Origin of the sequence: Psychroserpens mesophilus, from assembly GCF_050617655.1 — a bacterium.
Lineage (GTDB): Bacteria > Bacteroidota > Bacteroidia > Flavobacteriales > Flavobacteriaceae > Psychroserpens > Psychroserpens mesophilus_A.
The window spans coordinates 1-364 of record NZ_JBODQC010000071.1 but is presented as its reverse complement, the minus strand read 5'-3'; the positions used below and the strand labels follow the sequence as shown (position 1 = coordinate 364).

General features: G+C 50.5%; 1 protein-coding gene. It reads left to right on the top strand.

Annotation, left to right across the window (positions count from 1 at the left end):
• Positions 1–109: 109 nt before the first annotated feature.
• Positions 110–364, top strand: a 255-nt coding sequence (locus tag ACRHNM_RS16375) for a LysR family transcriptional regulator (RefSeq protein WP_431137703.1), incomplete at its 3' end; no start/stop codon positions are given.

Genomic DNA, 364 nt, shown 5'->3' with positions numbered 1-364 from the left:
GTCAAAGGATGGTGTCTTCAAGCTCATTGTTGCGGTTTTCGTTGCGGAAATTAAAAATACGCATTAGGTTTGATAATTGTTGATGCGAATTTTATAATAATTGATGCCTATGAGTAATCAAATTGAGTTGCGGCACCTGCGGTATTTTATGGCGGTTGCAGACCTGCTGAATTTTCACCGGGCAGCGGAACGCCTGGACATTACACAGCCCGGTCTCAGCCGGCAGATCCAGCAACTCGAATACCACCTGGGGACCCAATTGCTCCTTCGCAACCGGAGGGAAGTCCGGCTTACACCGGCGGGGGCCTACCTGCAGGAGCAGCTGATCCCCCAGCTCAACCGGTTGGAGAATATTTTCGGGCAA